This window comes from Mycobacterium sp. (assembly GCF_025965855.1).
Taxonomy (GTDB): Bacteria; Actinomycetota; Actinomycetes; order Mycobacteriales; family Mycobacteriaceae; genus Mycobacterium.
This window is the reverse complement of sequence record NZ_JAOPWB010000052.1, coordinates 1-24,057: the sequence shown is the minus strand read 5'-3', so window position 1 is coordinate 24,057 and position 24,057 is coordinate 1. Positions and strand designations below refer to the sequence as shown.

Genomic DNA, 24,057 nt, shown 5'->3' with positions numbered 1-24,057 from the left:
CTACAGCCCGTCGAGTGTGAACCTCAAGCCGTATTTGCGCGGCTCGCCTGACGGTTTATGTAGGACGAACCGCTCCGGCGCCTCGGGGCCGGGTTCGACATCGTCCAGATCGGAAAGGTAAAGCACATCTTCGTAGGACTCCGGAACCCATCCGGCGACGGGTTCCACAATGTAGGCCACGTGATCCCCGATATCGATCCAATGCGCAGTCCTGCCGACGAACCACGCGATCGCCTCATCGAGAATCGGCATCCCGTTGGGGCCGACGCGCCACGAGCAGCGACCGAATTTGTCGGTCTCGTCGTCCGTTTCGCTGTCGAACAGCTCGGCCAGGGCAACGTTGTGTTGCGACAGCACGTGCACCGCCAGATGCTCGGATCGGCGCCCCGGTTCGCAAGTGCGGCTGTTGCGGGGGATCACGACCATGAAGCTCGGGGGCTGCACGCTGGTCTGGGTGGCGAAACTGATCAGACAACCCGACGGTTGATCATCGGCCTTGGTGGTCACGACGAACACCGGGCCGTCCAGCATCGCCATCAAGTCGTCGAACACATGACCATCATGGATCCGCACGACGTATTCCAACACTATTTCCGTGCGATCGGTCGGCCGCCATCGCGTGGCCGCCCAGGTCAGCCCTGACCGCAGGCGGCCAGGACGAGTTCGCGCACCCGGGCCGCGTCGGCCTGCCCGCGGGTGGCCTTCATCACCGCGCCGACAATCGCGCCGGCCGCGGCCACCTTGCCGCCGCGGATCTTCTCGGCGACATCGGGATTGGCGGCCAGGGCCTCGTCGACGGCGGCCTGCGTCACGGAGTCGTCGCGCACCAGCGCGAGACCGCGGGCGGTCATCACCTGTTCGGGCTCGCCCTCCCCGGCCAGCACGCCCTCCACCACTTGGCGGGCCAGCTTGGTGGACAGCTTGCCCTCGTCGACCAGTGCGATCACCGCGGCGACCTGGGCCGGGGTGATGGCCAGCTCGTCCAATTCGATTTTGGCCTCATTGGCCTTCTGCACCAGGAAGTTTCCCCACCAGGCGCGGGCGTGCTCGCTCGACGCGCCGTGCTTGACGGTCTCGGTGACCAATTCGACGGCACCGGCGTTGACGAGATCGCGCATGACCTCGTCGGAAATGCCCCAGTCCTGCTGAATTCGCTTGCGGCTCAACCACGGTAGCTCGGGGATGGTCTGCCGCAGTTGCTCGACCAACTCGCGGCTGGGCGCGACGGGCTCGAGGTCGGGCTCGGGGAAGTAGCGGTAGTCCTCGGCGGTTTCCTTGGTGCGACCCGGGCTGGTGTAGCCGGACTCGTGGAAGTGCCTGGTCTCCTGGGTGATCCGGCCACCGGAGGTCAGGACGGCGCCCTGGCGCTGCATTTCGTAGCGGACGGCGACTTCGACACTTCTCAGCGAGTTGACGTTCTTCGTCTCGGTCCGGGTGCCGAACTCGGTCGCCCCCGTCGGCTTCAGCGACACGTTGGCGTCACACCGCATCGAGCCCTGATCCATGCGGACGTCGGATACACCCAAGGCGCGCAACAGGTCTCGGAGCGCGGTGACGTAGGCCCGGGCGATCTGCGGGGCCCTCGCCCCGGCCCCCACGATCGGCTTTGTGACGATTTCGATCAGTGGCACGCCGGCACGGTTGTAGTCGATCAGCGACGTCGTCGCGCCGTGGATGCGGCCGGTCTCGCTGCCCAGGTGGGTGAGCTTGCCGGTGTCTTCTTCCATGTGCGCACGCTCGATCTCCACCCGCCAGGTGCTGCCGTCTTCCAGCGGCGCATGCAGGTAGCCGTTGACGGCGATCGGCTCGTCGTACTGCGAGATCTGGTAGTTCTTCGGCATGTCCGGGTAGAAGTAGTTCTTCCGGGCGAAGCGACACCAGGGCACGATCTCGCAATTCAGCGCCAGCCCGATCCGGATCGCGGACTCCACCGCGGCCTGGTTGAGCACCGGCAGCGAACCGGGCAGCCCGAGGCACACCGGGCAGACCTGGGTGTTGGGTTCGGCGCCGAATGTGGTGGCGCAGCCGCAGAACATCTTGGTCACGGTGGACAGCTCGACGTGCACCTCAAGACCGAGCACAGGGTCAAAACGCGCGATGACCTCGTCGTAATCCAGCAATGACGCGGTGGCGACACTCATGCCGTCGATCGTAGTGGTGATCGCGAGGGCGGCGCAGCCGGCCGCTGCGGGTCACCACCCTACGGCAAGCGCGAGGATCCGCGGGCTGCGAATCAGGACCCGTGCCGAGGTCGCCGGGCCCCTAACGGGAGGTCTTGCTCCATACCCTCGCCGGGGAACATGTCGGCCAACGCGGCCGCCATCTCCAGATAGCTACGCCTGCTTTCCTTGCTCAGACGATCCAGGCCGATTTCTTTGCCCTCATGCACGTGCCGATCGAACGGCAGTACGACGGTGGCGGCGACGCGGGCGGACAACTCGTCGAGCTCCTTGGCGGCCACGACGCCGACCTTGGCCCGCTCGACGTGATTTATCGCCAACACCGTCGAGTGCATCAAGCGCTGATATCCGTTGTTGCGCAACATATCCAGGGTGGTTTTGGTCTTGCGTATCGCATCGATGGAGGTGCTGGTGACCACCACCAGGGCCCGCGACTCCGGCAGGACGGCGTCCATCACAGCCGAATTAACTGACTTGACACAGTCCACCAACACCACCGAATAGTGTTTCCGCAGAATCGAAAAAGCCTTGGCGACGTCGTGACGCTCCATCCGCCAGTCGGTGCGTCCATAGTCCGGCAGACCGAGCACCTCAAGTCCGAAGCTGTTCTTGTAGGTGTGTGCCCGCACATCCGAATAGTGCGTGGCCGCTGCGTCCAGCACCAGGTCGGCCATGCTCAGCGGATTCCGGCGGCCGTGGCGCTCCGCCAAGTCGCCGACGTCGAGGTCAACGGCGATCACCCGGTCGTCGCGGGCGGCGGCGAATGTCGAGCCCAGCACCTCGACCACCGCGGTCTTGCCGACGCCGCCCTTGAGGTTGAGGACCGCGATGGGGAACGCCCCACCCACGGGCGTGCGGATGCGATCGCGCAGCTCCTGTTCGTACGCCGAGGCTTTGCCGGCGCCCAGGTTGATTCCCGTGAGGCGTCGGACCAGGTCTCGCCAGCTAAACCTCGCGGAGTCCTCGGAGTCCTGCTCGTCGAGGCTGTCGAGCGCGGTCCCACCCAGCATCAGCTCGGGGCGGGACCGCGGCGGGACCCGCCGCGCCGGCGCCGGCCTCGTCGGCGGAGGCCGGGGCGGCTGCGGCACCGTGGTAGACGTCGGGTCGGCGTCGACGCGCCGGCGCGGCAGCGGCCGCGGACGGTCCGGCGGGACCGGCCCCGGCTGCTGAACGGCTCCGCGAAGTGAACCGCGGTTGCTCATACCTCACGGTATAACCGATTCGAACTGGCAGAAAACCACGAATATGGCGCCCATCTGGCGTGAGCTGCCCAAGTCGTCCGCAAATTCAGGCAGTCGTTAAGTCGGCGCCACCGGTTGTTCGCCAACCCGTCGGCTAGCCCGTGGCGATCGCGAGGGCGGCGGAGCCGGGCGAAGCGGGTCGCCACTTAGCCCGTGGCGATCGCGAGGGCGGCGGAGCCGGGCGAAGCGGGTCGCCACTTAGCCGAAGAAAGCCGCGGCGTCGTCGTAGCGACTTTCGGGCACCAACTTGAGTTGGCGCGTCGCATCCGCCAGCGACACCCGGCCGATGTCCTGGCCGCGCAGCGAGACCATCTGGCCGTACTCGCCGGCATGTGCGGCGTCGGCGGCGTTAACTCCGAATCGGGTCGCCAGCACCCGGTCATAGGCCGTCGGAGTACCGCCGCGCTGGACGTGGCCCAGCACGGTCACCCGGACCTCCTTGTTGATCCGCTTTTCCACGTCAACACCCAGCTGGGCGGCCACGCCGGTGAAACGTTCATGACCAAACTCGTCAATCCCGCCTTCGCGCAGCGTAATTGAGCCTTCGATCGGTTTGGCACCCTCGGCAACCACACAGATGAAGTGTGAGTCTCCGCGCTGGAAGCGCCGTTTGACGAGTCGGCACACTTCCTCGACATCGAAGGGCTGTTCGGGGATCAGCGTCATGTGGGCGCCGGATGCCAGCCCGGAGTTCAACGCGATCCATCCCGCATGCCTCCCCATCACCTCCACCAGCATCACCCGCTGGTGGGATTCGGCCGTGCTGTGCAACCGATCGATGGCGTCGGTGGCCACGGTCAACGCGGTGTCGTGGCCGAAAGTCACGTCGGTGCAGTCGATGTCGTTGTCGATGGTCTTCGGCACGCCGACCACGGGAACGTTTTCCTCGGACAGCCAATGCGCGGCCGTGAGGGTGCCCTCGCCGCCGATCGGGATCAGCACGTCGATGCCGTTGTCGTCCAAGGTTTGCTTGATCTGGCTCAGCCCGGCCCTGAGCTTGTCGGGGTGCACGCGGGCGGTGCCCAGCATCGTCCCGCCTTTGGCAAGCAGGCGGTCATTGCGGTCGTCGTTGTGCAGCTGGATGCGCCGGTTCTCCAGCAACCCGCGCCATCCGTCCTGGAAGCCGACCACCGACGAGCCGTATCGCGAGCCGCAGGTGCGCACCACCGCCCGGATGACGGCGTTGAGTCCGGGGCAGTCGCCGCCTCCGGTGAGAATTCCGATCCTCATGCCCTCATCTTGCCCCTGGCCGGTCAGCGCCGCCGAGCAGACACAAAATCGCACCCGAAAGCGGCTATTTGGGCGATTTTGCGCCTTCTCGCGAGTGGGTCGCGCTAGATCGCGCTTGGCAGCGCACCGCGGGCCGCCTCGTAGGCGGCGCCCACCCGGTAAAGGCGGTCGTCGGCCAGCGCGGGGGCCATGATCTGCAGCCCCACGGGCAGGCCGTCGTCCGGGGACAGCCCGGAGGGCACCGACATGCCGCAGTGGCCGGCCAGGTTCAACGGCAGCGTGCACAGGTCGAACAGGTACATGGCCAGCGGATCGTCGACCTTCTCCCCCAGCGGGAACGCGGTGGTGGGAGTCGCCGGCGACACCACCACGTCGACGGATTCGTAGGCCCGGTCGAGGTCGCGCGCGATCAGCGTGCGGACCTTCTGCGCCTGGTTGTAGTAGGCGTCGTAATAGCCCGCGGACAGCGCGTAGGTGCCGATCATGATGCGCCGCTTGACCTCCGGGCCGAAACCGGCCGCGCGGGTCAGCGCCATGACTTCCTCGGCGCTGTGGGTTCCGTCGTCACCGACCCGCAATCCGTATCGCATCCCGTCGAAGCGCGCCAGGTTGCTGGACACCTCCGACGGCAGGATCAGGTAGTAAGCGGCCAGCGCGTGATCGAAGTGCGGGCAGTCGACTTCGCTGACCTCGGCGCCCAGCTCGGTCAACCGCTCGACGGCGGCCTCGAACGACGCCAGCACCCCGGCCTGGTAGCCCTCGCCGCGCAGCTGCCGAACCACCCCGACGCGCACGCCGCGCAGATCCCCCGCTTCGCCGGCCCTGGCCGCGGCCACGACGTCGGGCACCTCGGTGTCCGCGGATGTCGAGTCGCGGCTGTCGTGCCCGGCGATCACCTGGTGCAGCAGGGCGGTGTCCAGCACGGTGCGCGCGCACGGGCCGCCCTGATCCAGCGACGACGCGCAGGCGATCAGCCCGTAGCGCGACACCGTGCCGTAGGTGGGCTTGACGCCGACGGTCGCGGTCAGCGCGGCCGGCTGGCGGATGGACCCCCCGGTGTCGGACCCGATGGCCAGCGGCGCCTGGAACGCGGCCAGCGCCGCCGCGCTGCCGCCGCCGGAACCACCGGGCACCCGCTCGAGGTCCCACGGGTTGCGGGTAGGGCCGTAGGCGGAGTTCTCGGTCGACGAGCCCATCGCGAACTCGTCCATGTTGGTCTTGCCCAGGATCGGGATGCCGGCCGCACGCAGCCGCGTCGTGACGGTGGCGTCGTAGGGGGAACGCCAGCCCTGAAGGATCTTGGAGCCGCAGGTGGTGGGCATGTCGACGGTGGTGAACACGTCCTTGAGCGCCAGCGGGACCCCGGCCAGCGCCGACGGCAGCCGCTCGCCTGCGGCCACCGCCCTGTCGACCGCGGACGCTGCCGTCAGCGCCTCGTCGGCCGCCACGTGCAGGAACGCGTGATACCGGTCATCGGTCGCCTCGATCTGGTCCAGGCAGGCCTGGGTGATTTCGGTGGACGACAGCTCCTTGGCGGCGACCTTGGCGGCCAGCGTCGCGGCGTCGAATCGGATGATCTCGGTCACTCGCTGTCCCCCAAAATCTGGGGAACGGCGAAGCGGCCGTCGACGGCTGCGGGTGCTTCGGCCAGCGCTTCCTCCTGCGTCAGGCATGGCGTCATCTCGTCCGGGCGTGTGACGTTGACATCCTTGAGCGGGTTATCGGTCGGTTCGACGCCGGTGACATCGACGGACTGGATCTGGCTGACGTGGGTCAGGATGGCGTCGAGTTGGCCGGCGAAGCTGTCCAGCGCGGCATCGGTCAACGCCAGCCGGGCCAGGCGGGCAAGATGCGCCACCTCGTCGCGGGAGATCTGAGACACGAGCGAAGAGCCTACCTAGCCGCGAGCGTGCGGCTGCCTTCACGTTGCTCCACGACCGTGCGGCCGGCTTCATATCCGCCGCCGACGGGACGAACCCGAAATGCCGCGGCCACAATGCTGTGTAAAAGTGTTGGCCGTGCCGTCGTATCTGTTGCGCATCGTGCTAGCCGACCGCCCGGGCAGCCTGGGCTCGCTGGCCGTGGCGCTCGGTTCGGTGGGCGCCGATATCCTGTCGCTGGACGTGGTGGAGCGCAGCTCGGGTTATGCGATCGACGACCTGGTCATCGAACTGCCGCCGGGGGGGATGCCGGACCGGCTGATCACCGCCGCGGAGTCGCTCCCGAATGTCCGCGTGGACAGTGTGCGTCCGCATACCGGGCTGCTGGAGGCGCACCGCGAGCTTGAGCTGCTCGACCATGTCGCCGCCGCCGGCGACAACATGTCACGGCTGCAGGTCCTCGCCAACGAGGCGCCCAAGGTGCTGCGGGTCAGCTGGTGCACGGTATTGCGCAGTTCGCAGACAGAGCTGGAGCGCCTGGCCGACAGCCCGGGTTCTCCGGAAACCAAGGCGGATTCCGCCCCCTGGCTGCCGATCGAACACGCGGCGGCGCTGGACCATACCGCCGATTGGGTGCCGCAGGCGTGGCGCGACATGGACACCACGATGGTCGCGGCGCCGCTGGGCGACCCGCACACGGCGGTGGTGCTGGGCCGGCCGGGCCCGGAGTTTCGCCCGTCGGAGGTGGCGCGGCTGGGCTACCTCGCCGGCATCGTGGCGACGATGCTGCGCTGAGCGCCGCTACTCCGCACTGTCAGGCGGCCCGTCGGCCAACAACTTTCGGAACCCGTCCTCGTCGAGGATCGGCACCCCCAGTTCCACCGCCTTGTCGTATTTAGAGCCCGGCGAGTCGCCGGCGACGACGTAGTCGGTCTTCTTCGACACCGAGCCCGCGGCCTTGCCGCCGCGGGCCACAATCGCCTCCTTGGCGTCGTCGCGCGAAAAACCCGTCAGCGAACCCGTGACCACGATGGTCAGCCCCTCGAGGGTGCGCGGCACGCTCGCGTCGCGTTCGTCGGCCATCCGAACCCCGGCCGCCCGCCACTTGTCGACGATCGCGCGGTGCCAGTCCACGGTGAACCATTCGGTGACCGCGGCGGCGATCGTCGGCCCGACGCCCTCGACCGCGGCCAGCTGCTCCGTGGACGCATCCTCGATGGCTTGCAGGTCACCGAATTCCGTGGCCAGCGCGCGGGCCGCCGTCGGACCGACATGCCGGATCGACAACGCCACCAGCACCCGCCAGAGCGGCTGCGACTTGGCCTTATCGAGGTTGGCCAGTAGCCGCTTGCCGTTGGCCGACACCGCGCCGCTCTTGGTGGTGAACAGCTCGGTGCGCAACAGGTCATCCTCGGTGAGCGAGAACAGGTCGCCCTCGTCGGCGATCACCCCGGCCTGCAGCAACGCGATGGCGGCCTCATAGCCCAGCGCCTCGATGTCGAACGCGCCACGGCCGGCGACGTGAAACACCCGCTCCCGCAACTGCGCCGGGCACGACTGGGCATTGGGGCAGCGGATGTCGGCGTCGCCCTCCTTCGCCGGGGCGAGCTGCGTGCCGCATTCGGGACAGGCTGTGGGCATGACGAATTCGCGTTCGGAGCCATCGCGCAGGTCGACGATCGGGCCCAGGACTTCGGGAATCACGTCGCCGGCCTTGCGGATCATCACGGTGTCGCCGATCAACACGCCCTTGCGCGTGACCTCCGCGGCGTTGTGCAGGGTGGCCAGCCCCACCGTCGACCCGGCGACCTTGACCGGTGTCATGAATGCGAACGGCGTGACGCGCCCGGTCCTGCCAACGTTGACGCGGATATCGAGGAGCTTGGTCTGCACCTCCTGGGGCGGGTACTTGTAAGCGATCGCCCACCGCGGCGCCCGCGAGGTGGAGCCCAGCCTGCGCTGCAGCGCCACGTCGTCGATTTTGACCACCACACCGTCGATTTCGTGATCCACATCGTGGCGGTGCTCGCCCCAGTAGGTGATGCGCTCGAGCGCGCCGGCCACGTTTTCCACCCGGGTGGTGTGTTCGGAGACGGGCAGACCCCACGCGCCCAGCGCCAGGTAGGCGTCGTGCAGGGTGGCCGGCCGGAAGCCCTCGGTGTGTCCCACCCCGTGGCAGATCATCCGGAGCTTGCGGCGCGCGGTGACCGCAGGGTCCTTTTGACGAAGGGATCCCGCGGCGCTGTTGCGCGGGTTGGCGAAGGGCGTCTTGCCGTCCTCGACCAGCGCGGCGTTGAGCGCCTCGAAGTCGGCGAGCCGGAAGAACACCTCTCCGCGCACCTCGAGAACGTCCGGTATGGGGTAGCCCTTGGCGGCCGTCAGCCGTTCGGGGACGTCGTCGATGGTGCGGGCGTTCAGCGTGACGTCCTCGCCGGTGCGGCCGTCACCCCGAGTCGCCGCCCGGACCAGCCGGCCGTCGCGATACACCAGCGACAGGGCGACGCCGTCGATCTTGAGCTCACACAGGTAGGGCACGTCGTCACCGACCTCGGCGCGCACGCGGGCCGCCCACAGCTCGAATTCCTCGGCGCTGAACACGTTGTCCAAGGACAGCATTCGCTCCAGGTGCGCGGCTTCGGTGAAATCGGTGGCGAAGCCGGCGCCGCCGACCAGCTGGGTCGGCGAATCGGGCGTGCGCAGCTCGGGATACTGCTCCTCGAGCGCGGACAACCGCCGCAGCAGCTCGTCGAACTCCGCGTCGGAGATGATCGGCGCATCGCGCACGTAGTAACGGAACTGGTGTTCGCGCACCTCGTCGGCCAGTTCCCGCCATTGCCGCCGAACGTCGGGCGCAACGGGGTCAGCTTCTGCTGAAGTCACCTTCGCAGGCTATCGAAGGGCGACGACAACGGATGACTGCGCCGCCTCAGGCACATCTGCCACACGCGGCTCTGTTGGGGCCAGGCGGTGGACAAAGCCACATCCTCTACAAGCGGGGACTGGTGTGGCGGATGTGGCGGCCGGCTCACCCCTCCTCGACGTACGCGCGCAGCCGATCGACCGCGGCGTCCCAGCGCCGCGACAGCTGGTTGAGGTAGTCGCCGGCCCGCGCCAGCGGTTCGGTCTGCACCGTCCACACCCGCTCGCGCCCGCGCCGGGCGCTGGTGACCAATCCCGCGGACTCCAGCAGCGCCAAGTGCTTGCTGGCCGCCTGCCGGGTGGCCGGAATGGCTTGGGTGACTTGCGAAGTCGAGGATGGTCCGACGTCGCACAGCCGGACGATGATGCGCAGCCGATTGGCGTCCCCAAGCGCGTCGAAGAGCGGCGCGCCGACGGCGCTCATACCCGGGTGTCCTCCAGATACCGGCGCACGAGATCGGCCTGGATGGCCCAGCCCTCGGCGTTGGCCTCGAACGACGCGGAGCGACGCGCCTCGGGGATGGCGTCGAAGCCGGATTCGGTGATGGTGAGCAGCACACCCTCGGGCGTCTCCGCGAGCGTGAACTCGACCAGTGTGGTCGGCTCCCGCTCGTAGTCGACGCCGGGATCGATCGCGAACGGGTGCCAGCGGTAGGCGAATCGCCGCTTGGGCTCGATCGCGACGATGTGCCAGGTGCTCTTCACCCCGGTGTGCGGCTCCTGACGCTTGGCGACGGCGTCGTCGACGGTGGTCGGCGTGATGGCCACGCCGATCGAGGCGCCCTCGACGAACGGTCCGTCGAAGCGGACGCCGAACCAGCGGCCGAACTCCTCGGCGTCACTGATGGCCCGCCAAACCCGGTCCAGCGGCGCCCGCAGCACCACACGCTTTTCAATCTGATCGGTATTCATATGCAACCTCCTGGTTGCCTTTCAGTCCACCACATCCTCGGACGAAGCGCAACCAATTGGTTGCCTATTGGATGGCGTCCGGGTCCTCCGCGAACGTGTCGGCGGCCTTGTGCGCAAGCTCGATGGCGGTGCGGGCCCACTGAGGCGTCGCGCTCGCCAGGCCGCATGCCGGGGTCACGCCGATGCGGTCGCGCAACGCCGAGCGGCCGAATCCGAGCCGATCGGTCACGGCGACGACGGCGGCGGCCACCTCTTCGGCCGACGGCCGCCGTACCGGCGGCGTCGCGGCGACCACGCCCAGCACGACGGTGCGACCCGACTCGACGAATGCCGCGATGCCATCCAGATCCTCGGCGCGCAGGGTGCCAGCGTCGACCGAGATTCCGCCAATTGCGCTGCGCTGCAGGATATCCCACGGCAAAGGAGCGCAGCTGTGCAGCAGCACATCGGCTCCCACGGTTGCGACGCACGTGTCCAGCAGTGCTACAGCGACCGCCTCGTCGAGCGCGGCCACCGGACTCAGCGCCGTCACCCCGGTCAGCTGCCCGCCCACTGCGGCCGCCAGCGACGGCTCGTCGAACTGCACCACCACCGGCGTATCGAGTCGCCGGGCGAGCGCCGCGCGGTGCGCCGCAACGCCTTCCGCCAGCGACGCCGCCAGGTCGCGCACGGCACCGGGGTCGGTGATGGCCCGGTGGCCGTTGCCAAGCTCGAGCCCGGCGGCCAGCGTGATCGGCCCGGGCGCCTGCACCTTGACCACGCGGCCGCCACCGCGCAGCCCCGCCGTCTCCCAGGCCTCCTCCAGCGCGTCCATGTCCTCGTCGAGCAGGCTGATGGCGCGACGCGTCACGGCGCCGGGCCGGGCGGCGATGCGGTAGCCGCGGGGCACCGTGTCGATGGCCACGTCGACCAGCAAAGCGCCGGCCCGCCCGAGCAGGTCGGCGCCCACTCCCCTGGCGGGCAGCTCGACGATGTGGGCCAGCGCGTCCGCCAACTCACCCACCACCACCTCGGCGGCCTCGCGCGGCGCGGTGCCGGGCCACGATCCGACGCCGCTGGCCGTCGCGAAAGGATGGGCGAAAACACTCACCGGCCAACCGTATTCGACGTGGCATCGGGCTCCGGTCGCGAGGGGTGTTTGCGGCGGGTAGGTTCGAGCCCGAGAAGGATGCGAACGGTGGGGCACAGGGCGAGATTCACGCGGCCGTTGCTGCTGTGTGGCGCGGTGCTGCTGGCGGCGGCGTGTACCCGGGTGGTGGGCGGCACGGCCATCGCGGGATTCGGGCCCGCCGCCAAGGGTATTCGGGGTGTCAACGTCGACACGATCCTGCTGGACCAGCCCCGGATGCGCGCGATCACCGGCGCCGGCGAGCACCTGACGATCATCCCGTCGATGGACGGCAACCAGCCGGTGGACATCGACGCCCTCGCCGAGGCCACGCCGCGGGAATGCCGGTTCCTCTATGCCGAGACGGCGACGTTTGGCCCCGACATCGCGGAGTTTCACAAGACCACGTTTCAGGATCCGCCCGATGGGGCGTTGATCTCCGAGGGCGCGGCCGCCTACCAAGACCTCGACGCCGCGCGGCGCGCCTTCGGCGCCCTGGTTGGCGCCGTCGGTGATTGTGCGGGCGGCTCCGGGGGTCAGTTGTTGGTCGGCGGGTGGAACGCGAACGCGAACTCCCTGCACCTGGGACCCGGCGGGTGCGGCCGCGACTACCGGGTGCTGTCGGTGGCCATGCTGGAAGTCACGTCCTGCGGCTTCGCGCAATCGGTGACGGACATCGTGATGACGAACATCGCCGCCAACATCCCGGGTTAGCCGCGCGACCTCACCAGTGCGCGGTTGTCAGCAACTCGAAGTTCGGCCGGCCGCAGTGGATCCACATCACGACGTGCAGGGCCGTGACGGCCACGGAGACGGCCAGGGCGGCGATCGCCAGTCCGAAACCCTGTTGCCCGTTCCGGGTGGCCTGGCGTAACCCGACGAGGGCGAGGATGCCGCTCACGACCGGGCTGCCGTACATGCCCAAGAGGCTCAGCACGAACGCCGCGACCGCCCAGGCGTTGGTCTGGACGGACGGCACCGCCGGCGCTGCGACCCGGTTGCTGCTCATGGCTGTTGGTTCCTTTCCTGTTGTCAGCGACTGTCAGGAAAAGATTCGTGCAGCACCCTTGGCGCATTCTCAACGAATTCTTGGAACGCGGAGGTCAGCGCGAGGTGCCGGCGATGGTGGCACTGCCGAGCACCTCGTCGCCGTCGGGGTCCGGGCGGTACAGCACCAGCGTCTGGCCGCGCGCCACACCGCGCAGCGGGGCCCGCAGCCGGACGGCAAGCTGGTCCTCGACCAATTCGGCCACGGCGCCCGCCGTCTCACCGTGCGCCCGCACCTGAACCGCGCACTCGACGGGCCCCTCCGGTGGGGCTCCCGCGGTGAAGACCGGGGACCGTCCGACCAGGCGATGCACGTCGAGGTCGGCCGCCTCCCCGACCTCGACCGTCCCCGTCTCCGCGTCGATCGAGGTCACGTAGCGCGGCCGGCCGTCGGGTCCCGGGCCGGCGATGCCCAGCCCCTTGCGCTGCCCGATGGTAAAGCCGTGCACCCCGTCGTGGGTGGCCACCACGGCCCCGTCGGTGGTGACGACGGTGCCGCGGCGCACCCCGATGCGCTCGCCCAGGAAGGCCCGGGTGTTGCCGGACGGGATGAAGCAGATGTCGTGGCTGTCAGGCTTGTCGGCGACGGCCAGGCCGCGACGGGCCGCCTCGGCCCGGATGCGGGACTTCACCGTGTCGCCGATCGGAAACGCCGCGTGCCGCAACTGCCCGGCGGTCAGCACGGCCAGCACGTAGGACTGGTCCTTGTCCCGATCGACGGCGCGGCGCAGCCGCCCATCCGACAGCCGGGCGTAGTGGCCGGTGGCCACCGTGTCGAAGCCCAGCGCAAGGGCTTTCGCCGACAGCGCCGAGAACTTGATTCGCTGGTTACACCGCACACAGGGGTTCGGCGTCTCCCCGCGCGCGTACGACGACACGAAATCGTCAATCACGTCCGCCTCGAACTTCTCCGCGAAATCCCATACGTAGAAAGGGATTCCGAGCACGTCGGCGACGCGTCGCGCGTCCGAGGCGTCTTCTTTCGAGCAACAGCCCCGCGAGCCGGTGCGCAACGTGCCCGGCGCCGACGATAGCGCCAGGTGCACCCCGACCACGTCGTGCCCGGCGTCGACCATGCGAGCGGCGGCGACGGACGAATCGACGCCGCCACTCATCGCGGCGAGGACCTTCACTTACGGCGCCCCCGCGGCGGCCAGCGCCGCGCGCCGGGCGCGGTCCACGGCCGCGGGCAGCACCCGCAGCACCGTATCGACGTCGGCGTCAACGCTGGTGTGCCCCAACGAAAGTCGCAACGAGCCGCGGGCGCTGGCCGGGTCGGCGCCCATCGCGATCAGCACGTGCGACGGCTGCGCCACACCGGCGGTACAAGCCGAGCCGGTCGAACACTCGATCCCGTTGGCGTCCAACAGCATCAACAGCGCGTCGCCCTCGCAGCCGCGGAATGTGAAGTGCGCGTTGCCGGGCAACCGCAGCGAGTCGCGGGCGCCGTTGAGGGTGACGTCGTCGATGCCGGTCAGCACCCCTTCGACCAGACGATCGCGCAACACCCGCAGCCGCGCGCTGTTGTGCCCGAGCCCGTCCACGGCGATCCGGGCCGCCGCCGCCATTCCGACGGCGCCGGCGACATCGGGTGTGCCGGAGCGGATGTCGCGTTCCTGCCCGCCGCCGTGCGACAGCGGCACGCACGCGACGTCGCGGCGCAGCAGCAGCGCCCCCACGGCGGGCGGACCACCGAACTTGTGCGCGGTCACGCTCATCGCCGAGAGCCCGCTGGCCGTGAAGTCGACCGGCAACTGCCCCACCGCCTGAACGGCATCGCTGTGCATCGGAACACCGAAATCGGCGGCGACGGCTGCGAGTTCGGTGACCGGCAGCACGGTGCCGACCTCGTTGTTGGCCCACATCACCGATACCAGCGCGACGTCGTCGTGGCTCTGCAGCGCCTCGCGCAGCGCGGCCGCCGAAACCGAGCCGTCGGCGGCGGTGGGCAGCCAGGTCACCTGGGCTCCTTCGTGCTCGACGAGCCAGTTCACCGAGTCCAGCACGGCGTGGTGTTCGACCTCGCTGGTGATGATGCGCCGGTGCGACGGTTCGGCGCCGCGCCTGGCCCAATAGATGCCCTTGACGGCCAGGTTGTCGCTCTCGGTGCCGCCCGCGGTGAAGATGACCTCGGACGGGCGCGCGCCCAGTTTGTCCGCGATCAGCTCCCGGGATTCCTCGATGCGCCGCCGCGCGGCCCGCCCGCTGGTGTGCAGCGAGGACGCGTTGCCGGCGGTGCCGAGCGCGGCCGTCATCGCCTCGATGGCGGCGGGGTGCATCGGGGTGGTGGCGGCGTGGTCGAGGTAAACCATGACGCGCCCCACGATACCTGCAGCGCCCTGCGACGATGCACGCCGGAACGGCCTGAGGTGGGGGTGCCCCCAGCCGTGCAGCGGCAAGGGGGCAAGCAGGGCAATCTGCCCGGCGGTCCGCTACGCCACCAGCACGTGTGGGTGACCTGCGTGACCGTCCGCCCCCACGCCGATCGCGGACTGGCAGCGGCCGGCCAGCGCTCGCCGATCGGTACCGGGCAGCTGCAGGGACTCCACCTGCACCCGCGCCAGCGTGCGGCGCACCGTCAGCAGCCGGCAGACCGACCGGGCCAGGCTGTCGTCGCCGACGAAGGCGGGTGCGGTCGAGACGCTGCCGTCGACGTGGTGGTAGGTCAGCCGCAGCGGCTGCACCGGGCGGCCGGCATCGATGGCGGCCTGGAACATCGCCGGATAGAAGACCCCACACGCCCGGCCGCACCAGGTGGTGCCCTCCGGGAAGGCCACCACGGTATGACCCGCACGCAGCCGCCCGGCGACGGCGTCCACCACCGCCGGCAGCCGCCGCAGGCTGGCCCGCTCGATCGGGATGATCTTCAAGCTGCGGGCCAGGATCCCGATCGCCCGCCCGGTGAACATATCGGCGCGGGCGACGAAAGATCCGGGCAACACCGAACCGATGGCGAAGACGTCCAACCAAGACATATGGGGGCTGACGACCAAGACACCGCGCAGGTTCCGAATCGGATTACCCGACACCGCGATCCGCACGCCGAAGCAGCGCAGCACCAGCCGGCAGTAGAGGCGTTGCACCTGAGTGCGGCCCGGCACCGGCACCGCCAGCAGCGGTAGCCCCGGCACCAGCACCAGCGCCAGCGCGCAGCGCAGCGCGACCCGAAGCGCGACCCGCAGGCGTGGCTCGCCGGAGTCGCCAAGACCGACACAGCCGACGCTGCACATGTTGCGCGGCAGCCAGGCGTGTGCGGTGAGCGTGGGAGCGCTCATGCCCCACCGACCATTTCGGACGCGGCCGACACCGACCGCAGCCTCTTGAGATACCGGGTATCCGCGCGTCGCTTGTCCAGCAGCACGCAGAAGTCGCCCACGCCGAAGTCCGGGTCATGCGCGGGCTCGCCGCAGACCTGGGCGCCCAGCCGCAGGTAGCCGCGCATGAGCGGCGGAAGCGCGGGCCGTGGCGGCGCGGGGATGTCATCGAGGCTCCGCCCGGCCACGCGCACCGGGCGGTGTGGGTGCACCCGGTACTGCGGCGGCGCGGCGTGGCGGCTCAGGATGAAGTCGCGCACGCCGCGGAGCTGGCTGGCCGGCACGTCCCCGTCCGATTCGTCGCCGATGGGCACCGACACGCAGCCGGTCACGTAGTCGTAGCCGTAGCGGTCCAGGTAGGCCAGGATGCCGGCCCACATCAGCAGCACGACGCCACCGTTGCGGTGACCGTCCCGGACCACCGCGCGTCCCATCTCGACCAACGACGGCCGCAACGGGTCGAAGGCGCGAACGTCGAATTCCGTTGCGGTATAAAGCCCTCCGGCCGCGATGGCACCGGCGGGCGCCAGCATGCGGTAGCAACCCACCAGCTCGCCGGTGTCGTCGTCGCGGACCAGTAGGTGGTCGCAGTATTCGTCGAACCTGTCGACGTCGACGTGCTCCGTACCGGCGGCCGGCAGGGCGAAGCCGGGTGTGCTGGTGAACACGTCGTACCGGAGCCGCTGCGCCGCCTCGATCAAAGTGGGATCGGTGGACAGCAACAGCGAATAGCGCGATCCAGCCGGGCTGGTCGCCGTGCCATCCGGATTGTCGCCGGCTATCAGGACAGAAGCAATGCTCATGGGAAACAACGTGGCGCAGCCGATGAGCTAATCGGCATCGGCGCTGTGACGTGTCGGTGCACGCCAGATGACGAAATATCGCGAAAATTCGAGCTAATTGACCGTGCGGTTAACGGACGCAGGACCGCGGGTGATACCCGGTCTTCTGAGAGGAGCGCGCGAATTTCGAGCAACCGCAACCGAAGCGCAGCCCGCGCTCCGGGGGTTCTTCGAGATCGCCTGCGCCGCTTCCGTTCTCACGCTGATGGTTCGAAATCGAAAGCGCTAGCGCTTTCGAGAATCGTCTGGTGGGTTCCCGCGTGGTACGCGTGTGGCGCTTGTGGCGCCCGCGCGACTCAGCCCTTGCGGGCCTTGACCGCGTCAGTCAGCTGCGGCGCGACCTTGAACAGGTCGCCCACCACGCCGTAGTCGGCGATCTCGAAGATGGGTGCCTCTTCGTCCTTGTTGACCGCGACGATGGTCTTCGAGGTCTGCATGCCCGCGCGGTGCTGGATCGCCCCGGAGATGCCCAGCGCGATGTAGAGCTGCGGCGATACCGTCTTACCGGTCTGGCCGACCTGGAACTGCCCCGGGTAGTAGCCCGAGTCGACCGCGGCGCGCGACGCACCGACGGCGGCACCCAGGGAGTCGGCCAGCGCCTCGACCACGCTGAAGTTGTCCGCGCTGCCGACGCCGCGACCGCCGGAGACCACGATGGTGGCCTCCGTCAGCTCGGGGCGGTCACCGGCGACCGCGGGCTCGCGGGAGGTGACCTTGGTGGCGTTCTCGGCGGCGGCCGGGACCTCCACCGTGACCTGCTCGGCGGCACCCGCGGCGGGCTCGGCGTCGACGGCGCCGGCGCGAACAGTGATCACCGGGGTGTCGCCGTTGGCCTGCGCCTCGACCGTGAACGCGCCACCGAAGATGCTGTGGATGCCCACTGCCCCTTCTCTGACCTCGACCACGTCGACCAGCAACCCGGATCCGAGCCGCGCCGCGAGCCGGCCGGCGATCTCCTTGCCGTCGGCGCTGGCGGCCAGCAGGACGGCGGCGGGCGCGCTGGATTCGGCCACCGACGCCAGCACGTCGACGACCGGGGTGATCAGGTATTTCTCGACGTCGTCGGACTCGGCGACGTAGATCTTGGCGGCGCCGGCCTCCTTCAGCCCGTCGACCAGCGGCGCGGCCGTGCCCGGCGCGCCGGCGACGACGGCGGCCGGCTCGCCCAGCGCGCGGGCGGCGGTGATCAGTTCGGCGGTGACCTTCTTCAACGCGCCTTCGGCGTGCTCGACGAGCACCAAAACTTCAGCCATGGGTTATATCGCTCTTCTCGTGATTTGGGGTGGGGCCGCTAGATGATTTTCTGGGCGACCAGGTATTGCGCGACCTGGTTGCCGCCCTCGCCTTCGTCGGTGACCTTCTCGCCCGCGGTCTTGGGCGGCTTCGGCGTCGACGCCAGCACGGTCGAACCGGCGTTGGCCAGCCCGACCTCGTCGGCCTCGACCCCGATCTCGGCCAGGGTCAGCACCGTGACCTCTTTCTTCTTGGCGGCCATGATGCCCTTAAAGGACGGGAAGCGCGGCTCGTTGATCTTCTCGGTGACGCTGACCACCGCGGGCAGGGTGGCCTCGAGGGTGAACACGCCGTCGTCCGTCTCGCGCTCGCCGGTGACCTTGCCACCCTCGAGGGACAGTTTGCGCAGGTGGGTCAGCTGCGGCAGGCCCAGGTACTCCGCGATGATGGCCGGCACCGCACCGCCGACGCCGTCGGTGGCCTCGTTGCCCGCGATGACCAGCTCGGTGCCCTCGATGGTGCCCAGCGCGCGCGCCAGCGCCCACCCGGTCTGGATCACGTCCGAGCCGTGCATGCCGTCGTCCTTGAGGTGGACGGCCTTGTCGGCGCCCATGGACAGGGCCTTGCGGATCGCCTCGCTGGCGCGCTCGGGGCCGGCGGTGAGCACGGTCACCGATCCTTCGACGCCGTCGGCGGCTTCCTTCTCCCTGATCTGCAGCGCCTCTTCCACAGCGCGCTCGTTGATCTCGTCCAGCACCGCGTCGGCGGCCTCGCGGTCCAGCGTGTAATCGCCGTCGGTGAGCTTGCGCTCCGACCAGGTGTCCGGGACCTGCTTGATCAGGACCACGATGTTCGTCATGAGTCTGGTTCGTCCTCCTCGAAGGGGTCACACAGCGGTCGACTGCGGACCTCGGTCACGCACTATTTGACTGCACGGCGTGTTACTGGCGGGTAACTTTGTGCGGTCTGCTCTCACACCATAGCGGGTCGTAGTGCAGGTTCTTTCGCCCTGTCTGTCCCTCCCAGCAGGGGTGCCCACTTCGCGGTTCGCGAATCGGACACTTCGCGTTAGCCTGCCTATGCAATGAGCGCATTCCTCCCCGACGTGCCCGGCCGGCAGGCATCTGCCCCGCCGGCGGTCAACTCAGTGTTGACGCTGACGGGCGAGCGCACCATCCCGGATCTGGACATCGAGAACTACTGGTTTCGCCGACATGAGGTCGTTTACCAGCGGCTTGCGCCGCGCTGCGCGGGCCGCGAGGTGCTCGAGGCCGGCTGCGGCGAAGGTTACGGCGCCGACTTGATCGCGGGCGTCGCGCGCCGGGTCGTCGCGGTGGACTACGACGCTGCCGCAGTGGCCCACGTCCGCGGCCGCTACCCCGGGGTCGAGGTCATGCAGGCAAACCTGGCGGCGCTGCCGCTGCCCGATGCGTCGATGGATGTTGTGGTGAATTTCCAAGTCATCGAGCACCTGTGGGATCAGCCACAGTTCGTCGCCGAGTGCGCCCGCGTGCTGCGGCCGGCGGGGCTGCTGATGGTGTCCACGCCCAACCGAATCACCTTCTCACCGGGCCGTGACACCCCCGTCAACCCGTTCCACACCCGCGAACTCAACGCCGACGAGCTGACCGAGCTGCTGGTCGACGCGGGCTTCCGCGAGGTGACCAGCTGCGGGCTCTTTCATGGCGCGCGCCTGCGCGAGATGGACGCCCGCCACGGCGGATCCATCATCGATGCGCAGATCGCGCGGGCGGTGGCCGATGCGCCGTGGCCGCCCGAGCTGGCGGCGGACGTCGCCGCCGTCACGTGCGACGACTTCGACATCATTGATGCGCTCGACGCCGACATCGACGACAGCCTGGACCTCATCGCGATCGCGGTAGCGCCGTGAGCACCCGCGTCCCCGGACTGTTCACACTGGTGCTGCACACCCATCTGCCGTGGCTGGCCCACCACGGCCGCTGGCCGGTCGGCGAGGAATGGCTCTACCAATCCTGGGCGGCGGCGTACCTGCCGCTGCTGCGGGTGCTGCGCACGTTGGCCGACGAGGACCGGCACCGCATCGTCACGCTGGGCATCACGCCGGTGGTCAACGCCCAGCTCGACGACCCGTACTGCCTCGACGGCATGCATCACTGGCTCGCCAACTGGCGGCTGCGCGCCGCCGAGGCCGCCAGCATGCGCTCCGCCCCCAGATCGAAGTCGGCGGACCACGCATCGTGCACACCGGAAGCGTTGCGGGCCTTTGGGATTCGTGAATGCGCCGAAGCCGACCAGGCGCTTGACGACTACGCCACCCTGTGGCGACACGGCGGCAGCCCGCTGCTGCGCGGCCTGATCGACGCGGGGACGGTCGAATTGCTCGGCGGCCCGCTGGCCCACCCCTTCCAGCCGCTGCTGAATCCGCGGCTGCGCGAGTTCGCGCTGCGCGAAGGCCTGGCCGACGCGGAGCAGCGGCTGGCACACCGCCCGACCGGGATCTGGGCGCCCGAGTGCGCGTACGCCCCGGGCATGGAACACGACTACGCCGCCGCCGGGGTCACGCACTTCATGGTCGACGGCCCGTCGCTGCACGGCGACACCGCTCTGGGTAGGCCCGTCGGCGACACCGACGTGGTCACGTTCGGGCGCGACCTGCAGGTCAGTTACCGGGTGTGGTCGCCGAAATCCGGCTACCCCGGCCACGCCGGCTACCGCGACTTCCACACCTATGACCACCTGACCGGGCTCAAGCCGGCCCGGGTCACGGGGCACAATGTGCCGTCGGAAGCCAAGGAGCCCTACGATCCCGAGCGCGCCGACCGCGCGGTCGACGCCCATGTCGCCGACTTCGTCGACGTGGTCCGCAGCCGGCTGCTGAGCGAATCCGAACGCATCGGGCGCCCCGCCCACGTCGTCGCCGCCTTCGACACCGAGCTGTTCGGCCACTGGTGGTATGAGGGCCCGACCTGGCTGCAGCGGGTGCTGCGTGCCCTGCCCGCGGCCGGCGTGCGGGTCGGCACGCTGCGCGACGCGCTCGCCGACGGATTCGTCGGGAATGCTGTTGCGCTGCCGCCCAGCTCGTGGGGTTCGGGCAAGGACTGGCAGGTGTGGGCCGGCGAGAAGGTGGCCGACCTGGTCCGGCTCAACACCGAAGTGGTCGACACCGCGCTGAGCACGGTCGACAAGGCACTGTCGCAGACCGCGTCGCTGGACGGGCCACTCCCCCGCGATCACGTCGCCGACCAGATCCTGCGCGAGACGCTGCTTACGGTCTCCAGCGACTGGCCGTTCATGGTCAGCAAGGACTCGGCCGCCGACTACGCCCGTTACCGCGCCCATCTGCACGCGCACGCCACCCGCGAGATCGCCGGGGCGCTGGCGTCGGGCCGGCGCGACACCGCGCAACGGCTGGCCGACGGCTGGAACCGCGCCGACGGCCTGTTCGGTGCCCTGGATGCGCGTAGGCTGCCCCGGTGAGCGTCGCTTCCCATCGCGAGCGGGCGTGTCTGTACAACGACACGCCGCTGCACCCGGCATTTTGCGCACTCTCGCGGCGGAGGTATGCAGGCGCGTGAAGATCCTGATGGTGTCGTGGGAGTACCCGCCGGTGGTCATCGGCGGGCTGGGCCGGCACGTGCATCACCTCTCGACCGCGTTGGCCGGCGCCGGCCACGACGTCGTCGTCCTGTCGCGCCGACCTTCGGGCACCGATCCCAGCACGCACCCGTCGTGCGACGAAATCAGCGAGGGCGTCCGGGTAATCGCGGCCGCGCACGATCCGCACGAATTCACTTTCAGCAACGACATGATGGCCTGGACCCTGGCGATGGGTCACGCGATGATCCGCGCCGGGCTGTCCCTCAAGAAATACGGCAGCGACCGGTCGTGGCGGCCCGACGTCGTGCACGCGCACGACTGGCTGGTCGCCCACCCGGCCATTGCCCTTGCCCAGTTCTACGACGTGCCAATGGTTTCCACGATCCACGCGACCGAAGCCGGCCGGCATTCCGGATGGGTCAGTGGGGCGCTCAGCCGTCAGGTGCACGCGGTCGAATCGTGGCTGGTGCGCGAATCCGATTCGCTGATCACGTGTTCGGCGTCCATGGCCGACGAGATCACCGAGCTGTTCGGCCCCGGCCTGGCCGGGACTACCGTGATCCGCAACGGCATTGACGCGGCGCGCTGGCCGTTCGCGGCCCGCCGGCCACGCACCGGCCCGGCGGAGCTGCTCTACCTCGGGCGGCTCGAGTACGAGAAGGGCGTGCACGACGTCATCGCCGCGCTGCCCCGGATCAGGCGCACCCACCCGGGCACAACGCTGACCATCGCCGGGGAGGGTACCCAGCAGGACTGGCTCATCGAACAGGCCCGTAAACACCGGGTGCTCAAGGCGATTCGGTTCGTCGGGCACCTCGACCACGCCGCGCTGCTGGCGTTGCTGCATCGGGCCGACGCCGCGGTGCTGCCCAGCCATTACGAGCCGTTCGGGCTCGTGGCCCTGGAGGCCGCCGCGGCCGGCACTCCGCTGGTGACTTCGAACATCGGCGGCCTGGGTGAGGCCGTGATCAACGGTCAGACCGGGGTGTCGTGCCCGCCCCGCGACGTGGCGGCGCTGGCCTCGGCGGTCCGCACCGTGCTCGACGATCCGGACGCCGCGCAGCGGCGCGCCCGCGCCGCCCGCGAACGGCTCACCTCCGACTTCGATTGGCAGACGGTGGCCAAGGAGACCGCACAGGTTTACCTGGCCGCCAAGCGCGGCGAGCGGCAGCCGCAACCGCGGCTGCCCATCGTCGAGCACGCACTGCCCGACCGCTGACGCCGCATCCGGTAAATCAGGGCACGCGCCGCGCGGCGAGCGGTCACGCGCAACGCGAACGGCCGACCGCAAATGAATTAGCCTTGCGTCCAATACTTTTGCGACGTCATCGCGGCGGCGGCACAGCGGATCCCCGGGTTGCCGTTCTCCGCACCGAAAAAGGGCCGGCGAACGCGTGTTTATGGGTGCACGGAAGGGGGCCGAAAAGCGAACGAACACCGGTGCAGCGCAGCCAGAAAACGAAGACTTAGCGGCCTCCGCGGCGATAGGCCCGGGGCCTTCCGGCTGGCCCGGCGGGCCGACCCCCGAAATAGGGGGTGGCATTTCGCCACTTCGGCGCCGCGCCGGCGCTAGCATTTAACCAGGTTGAGTTAACAGCTTCGTTCCTTGGAGCGCGGCGCGTACCACACTTGCCGCTTCCGTCATTACAGTTGATCGGCGCACCACATGACTGCTCATCACTCCACGGATTCACCGGACAAACACCAACCCGCCAGCTGCCGCTACATGGCCGAGTTCAACGGCGCGCGACTCTATGTTTATGCGCGCAGTTTGGGCACCGTCTTGCGCATCGATGGCGAGATCGACGCGTCGAATGCGAACGACGTCGCCCAAACAATCCGTCGTTTTGCCCGCCTGAAAACCCCATTGATTCTCGATTTGACTCGCCTGGATTTTCTGAGCGTTGACGGTTTTCGGGCGCTGATGGTGCTCAATCACGAGCATCAGCAGGCGCGGGTGCACTGCAGCGTCGTCGCCGGCGCCGCGATGCGTCCGTTGCTTCACATCGTCAACGACCATGGTTTGCCCGTGATGGGATCGGTGGCCGAAGCCCTTCAGCTCATCGCGGACATCGTCAACGCGCGGCGCCGGTTGCTCTCGGACGTGGTCCGGCATCGGCAAGCCGAGCCCCGGGGCGTTGCCGCCATGGGTTCCTGAGGCCATAACGCGTTGGGCCACCGCTGATTTCGCGTGCGCGTTGCCCGACGACGCATCGCCGCAGGAACGCCGGCACGCTGACTATCCGCCTGGTCTTTCGATAGGCCCGCGGATACGCTGGTGTCTCTGATGAAGGATGCCTGTAGGTGACCAAGCGGCGCGCACCCGACACACCGCCCACACGGGCCGAGCTCGAGAAGCAGTTGTCTGCCGACATGCGAGCGATCACCGCCCAATCTGATCGCATTGGCCGCCACTTCGCGCGCGTGAACGGCGTGAGCAGCAGCGACTTCCACGCCCTGCTACACATCATGGTCGGCGAAACCGCGGGATCCCCTTTGACCTTGGCCCAGCTGCGGCAGCGGATGGAGGTGTCACCCGCGGCGATCACGTATCTCGTCGATCGGATGATCG

General features: G+C 69.0%; 24 protein-coding genes. 7 read left to right on the top strand and 17 right to left on the bottom strand.

All coding sequences use genetic code 11. The features are described 5' to 3' along the window. The 6 genes from JWP83_RS03780 to gatC all read right to left on the bottom strand — a co-directional run bounded on the left by JWP83_RS03780 (position 1) and on the right by gatC (position 6,533). Positions 1-588, bottom strand: coding sequence for a flavin reductase family protein (locus JWP83_RS03780; protein ID WP_297725992.1), 588 nt, complete (start codon positions 586-588; stop codon positions 1-3). Positions 589-632: 44 nt separating this feature from the next. Continuing rightward, positions 633-2,141, bottom strand: coding sequence for an Asp-tRNA(Asn)/Glu-tRNA(Gln) amidotransferase subunit GatB (gatB, locus tag JWP83_RS03775; protein WP_297725990.1), 1,509 nt, complete (start codon positions 2,139-2,141; stop codon positions 633-635). A gap of 92 nt (positions 2,142-2,233) precedes the next feature. Then, entirely contained in the window at positions 2,234-3,190 is a 957-nt protein-coding gene (locus JWP83_RS03770; RefSeq protein ID WP_297726011.1) for a MinD/ParA family protein, read from the bottom strand. 429 nt (positions 3,191-3,619) lie between these two features. Then, on the bottom strand, positions 3,620-4,651 hold the full coding sequence (locus JWP83_RS03765) for an ATP-dependent 6-phosphofructokinase (protein ID WP_297725987.1): 1,032 nt from the start codon (positions 4,649-4,651) through the stop codon (positions 3,620-3,622). A 104-nt stretch (positions 4,652-4,755) separates the two neighbouring features. Further along, positions 4,756-6,237: an Asp-tRNA(Asn)/Glu-tRNA(Gln) amidotransferase subunit GatA gene (gene gatA / locus JWP83_RS03760; RefSeq protein WP_297725982.1), complete on the bottom strand. Its 1,482-nt coding sequence runs from the start codon at positions 6,235-6,237 to the stop codon at positions 4,756-4,758. Continuing rightward, positions 6,234-6,533 (bottom strand): Asp-tRNA(Asn)/Glu-tRNA(Gln) amidotransferase subunit GatC, encoded by a 300-nt coding sequence (gatC, locus tag JWP83_RS03755; RefSeq protein WP_297725979.1) that lies wholly within the window; start codon positions 6,531-6,533, stop codon positions 6,234-6,236. Before gatC ends, gatA begins: the two co-directional genes overlap by 4 nt. Before the next feature lie 136 nt (positions 6,534-6,669). Here gatC and JWP83_RS03750 point away from each other — a divergent pair, with 136 nt between their 5' ends. Then, the gene (locus JWP83_RS03750) at positions 6,670-7,326 is read left to right on the top strand and encodes an amino acid-binding protein (RefSeq protein WP_297725976.1); all 657 of its coding nucleotides are present in this window, start codon (positions 6,670-6,672) and stop codon (positions 7,324-7,326) included. A 6-nt stretch (positions 7,327-7,332) separates the two neighbouring features. Here the strand turns inward: JWP83_RS03750 and ligA are convergent, their stop codons facing one another. From ligA to JWP83_RS03730, 4 genes are all read right to left on the bottom strand, one after another. After that, on the bottom strand, positions 7,333-9,411 hold the full coding sequence (gene ligA / locus JWP83_RS03745) for an NAD-dependent DNA ligase LigA (RefSeq protein WP_297725973.1): 2,079 nt from the start codon (positions 9,409-9,411) through the stop codon (positions 7,333-7,335). 145 nt (positions 9,412-9,556) lie between these two features. Continuing rightward, a complete protein-coding gene (locus tag JWP83_RS03740) occupies positions 9,557-9,874 on the bottom strand; it encodes a helix-turn-helix transcriptional regulator (RefSeq protein WP_297725970.1) in 318 nt (105 codons plus the stop codon). Continuing rightward, on the bottom strand, positions 9,871-10,362 hold the full coding sequence (locus JWP83_RS03735; RefSeq protein ID WP_297725968.1) for an SRPBCC family protein: 492 nt from the start codon (positions 10,360-10,362) through the stop codon (positions 9,871-9,873). The genes JWP83_RS03740 and JWP83_RS03735 overlap by 4 nt, the downstream gene beginning before the upstream one ends. Before the next feature lie 64 nt (positions 10,363-10,426). Next, complete coding sequence (locus tag JWP83_RS03730; RefSeq protein WP_297725964.1) at positions 10,427-11,452, bottom strand: methionine synthase; 1,026 nt, start codon at positions 11,450-11,452, stop codon at positions 10,427-10,429. Positions 11,453-11,539: 87 nt separating this feature from the next. Between JWP83_RS03730 and JWP83_RS03725 the strand changes: the two genes are divergently transcribed. Next, positions 11,540-12,184: a sensor domain-containing protein gene (locus JWP83_RS03725; RefSeq protein ID WP_297725961.1), complete on the top strand. Its 645-nt coding sequence runs from the start codon at positions 11,540-11,542 to the stop codon at positions 12,182-12,184. A gap of 10 nt (positions 12,185-12,194) precedes the next feature. On the opposite strand, the gene JWP83_RS03720 is transcribed toward JWP83_RS03725, so the two are convergent. From JWP83_RS03720 to JWP83_RS03690, 7 genes are all read right to left on the bottom strand, one after another. Continuing rightward, positions 12,195-12,479, bottom strand: a complete 285-nt coding sequence (locus tag JWP83_RS03720; protein ID WP_297725958.1) for a DUF4190 domain-containing protein — start codon at positions 12,477-12,479, stop codon at positions 12,195-12,197. A gap of 94 nt (positions 12,480-12,573) precedes the next feature. After that, positions 12,574-13,650: a tRNA 2-thiouridine(34) synthase MnmA gene (gene mnmA / locus JWP83_RS03715; RefSeq protein WP_297725955.1), complete on the bottom strand. Its 1,077-nt coding sequence runs from the start codon at positions 13,648-13,650 to the stop codon at positions 12,574-12,576. Then, positions 13,651-14,829 (bottom strand): cysteine desulfurase family protein, encoded by a 1,179-nt coding sequence (locus tag JWP83_RS03710; protein ID WP_297725952.1) that lies wholly within the window; start codon positions 14,827-14,829, stop codon positions 13,651-13,653. Positions 14,830-14,949: 120 nt separating this feature from the next. Next, positions 14,950-15,792 (bottom strand): 1-acyl-sn-glycerol-3-phosphate acyltransferase, encoded by an 843-nt coding sequence (locus JWP83_RS03705; protein WP_297725949.1) that lies wholly within the window; start codon positions 15,790-15,792, stop codon positions 14,950-14,952. Then, entirely contained in the window at positions 15,789-16,634 is an 846-nt protein-coding gene (locus JWP83_RS03700; protein ID WP_297725946.1) for a GNAT family N-acyltransferase, read from the bottom strand. The genes JWP83_RS03705 and JWP83_RS03700 overlap by 4 nt, the downstream gene beginning before the upstream one ends. Before the next feature lie 335 nt (positions 16,635-16,969). Next, entirely contained in the window at positions 16,970-17,926 is a 957-nt protein-coding gene (locus JWP83_RS03695; protein WP_297725942.1) for an electron transfer flavoprotein subunit alpha/FixB family protein, read from the bottom strand. A 38-nt stretch (positions 17,927-17,964) separates the two neighbouring features. Beyond that, on the bottom strand, positions 17,965-18,765 hold the full coding sequence (locus JWP83_RS03690; protein ID WP_297725939.1) for an electron transfer flavoprotein subunit beta/FixA family protein: 801 nt from the start codon (positions 18,763-18,765) through the stop codon (positions 17,965-17,967). Between the two features lie 225 nt (positions 18,766-18,990). Between JWP83_RS03690 and JWP83_RS03685 the strand changes: the two genes are divergently transcribed. The 5 genes from JWP83_RS03685 to JWP83_RS03665 form a co-directional block, all read left to right on the top strand. Next, the gene (locus tag JWP83_RS03685) at positions 18,991-19,797 is read left to right on the top strand and encodes a bifunctional 2-polyprenyl-6-hydroxyphenol methylase/3-demethylubiquinol 3-O-methyltransferase UbiG (RefSeq protein WP_297725936.1); all 807 of its coding nucleotides are present in this window, start codon (positions 18,991-18,993) and stop codon (positions 19,795-19,797) included. Continuing rightward, on the top strand, positions 19,794-21,365 hold the full coding sequence (locus tag JWP83_RS03680) for a glycoside hydrolase family 57 protein (RefSeq protein WP_297725933.1): 1,572 nt from the start codon (positions 19,794-19,796) through the stop codon (positions 21,363-21,365). Before JWP83_RS03685 ends, JWP83_RS03680 begins: the two co-directional genes overlap by 4 nt. Before the next feature lie 94 nt (positions 21,366-21,459). Further along, positions 21,460-22,704, top strand: a complete 1,245-nt coding sequence (locus JWP83_RS03675; RefSeq protein WP_297725930.1) for a glycosyltransferase family 4 protein — start codon at positions 21,460-21,462, stop codon at positions 22,702-22,704. A 507-nt stretch (positions 22,705-23,211) separates the two neighbouring features. Then, positions 23,212-23,643 (top strand): STAS domain-containing protein, encoded by a 432-nt coding sequence (locus tag JWP83_RS03670; RefSeq protein ID WP_297725927.1) that lies wholly within the window; start codon positions 23,212-23,214, stop codon positions 23,641-23,643. Positions 23,644-23,789: 146 nt separating this feature from the next. After that, positions 23,790-24,057: helix-turn-helix domain-containing protein (locus JWP83_RS03665; RefSeq protein ID WP_297725923.1), on the top strand; the 268-nt coding region annotated here is incomplete at its 3' end.

Coding starts and splice junctions, on each gene's coding strand:
- JWP83_RS03710 (WP_297725952.1), bottom strand. CDS start 14,829: ATGGTTTACCTCGACCACGCCGCCACCACCCCGATGCACCCCGCCGCC.
- JWP83_RS03735 (WP_297725968.1), bottom strand. CDS start 10,362: ATGAATACCGATCAGATTGAAAAGCGTGTGGTGCTGCGGGCGCCGCTG.
- JWP83_RS03700 (WP_297725946.1), bottom strand. CDS start 16,634: ATGAGCATTGCTTCTGTCCTGATAGCCGGCGACAATCCGGATGGCACG.
- JWP83_RS03695 (WP_297725942.1), bottom strand. CDS start 17,926: ATGGCTGAAGTTTTGGTGCTCGTCGAGCACGCCGAAGGCGCGTTGAAG.
- JWP83_RS03670 (WP_297725927.1), top strand. CDS start 23,212: ATGGCCGAGTTCAACGGCGCGCGACTCTATGTTTATGCGCGCAGTTTG.
- JWP83_RS03740 (WP_297725970.1), bottom strand. CDS start 9,874: ATGAGCGCCGTCGGCGCGCCGCTCTTCGACGCGCTTGGGGACGCCAAT.
- JWP83_RS03685 (WP_297725936.1), top strand. CDS start 18,991: ATGAGCGCATTCCTCCCCGACGTGCCCGGCCGGCAGGCATCTGCCCCG.
- JWP83_RS03705 (WP_297725949.1), bottom strand. CDS start 15,792: ATGAGCGCTCCCACGCTCACCGCACACGCCTGGCTGCCGCGCAACATG.
- JWP83_RS03690 (WP_297725939.1), bottom strand. CDS start 18,765: ATGACGAACATCGTGGTCCTGATCAAGCAGGTCCCGGACACCTGGTCG.
- JWP83_RS03720 (WP_297725958.1), bottom strand. CDS start 12,479: ATGAGCAGCAACCGGGTCGCAGCGCCGGCGGTGCCGTCCGTCCAGACC.
- JWP83_RS03770 (WP_297726011.1), bottom strand. CDS start 3,190: ATGCTGGGTGGGACCGCGCTCGACAGCCTCGACGAGCAGGACTCCGAG.
- JWP83_RS03765 (WP_297725987.1), bottom strand. CDS start 4,651: ATGAGGATCGGAATTCTCACCGGAGGCGGCGACTGCCCCGGACTCAAC.
- gatB (WP_297725990.1), bottom strand. CDS start 2,141: ATGAGTGTCGCCACCGCGTCATTGCTGGATTACGACGAGGTCATCGCG.